Source organism: Salifodinibacter halophilus (genome assembly GCA_012999515.1).
Taxonomy (GTDB): Bacteria; Pseudomonadota; Gammaproteobacteria; order Nevskiales; family Salinisphaeraceae; genus Salifodinibacter; species Salifodinibacter halophilus.
Genome location: JABEEB010000266.1, coordinates 1 through 270, shown reverse-complemented (window position 1 = coordinate 270; position 270 = coordinate 1). Strand labels below are relative to the sequence as shown.

General features: G+C 62.2%; 1 protein-coding gene. It reads left to right on the top strand.

The window, feature by feature from the left end; translation table 11 throughout:
* On the top strand, positions 1 to 270 hold a 270-nt coding region (locus HKX41_11600), incomplete at both ends, for a hypothetical protein (GenBank protein ID NNC24777.1).

Below are 270 nucleotides of genomic sequence, written 5' to 3'. Positions count from 1 at the left end.
CCAGGGCATTCGCCCTGCCCCGGGCTATCCCGCCTGTCCGGACCATACCGAAAAAGCCACGCTCTTCCGGCTGCTGGATGCCACGGCCAAGACGGGTATCGAGCTGACCGACAGCTACGCCATGTGGCCCTCGGCGGCGGTCTCCGGTTGGTATTTCTCGCATCCGCGTTCGAAATATTTCTCCACCGGCAAGATCGGTCGCGACCAAGTCGAATCGCTGGCGGCACGCAAGCAGATGCCGTTGAAGGAGCTAGAACGCTGGTTATCGCC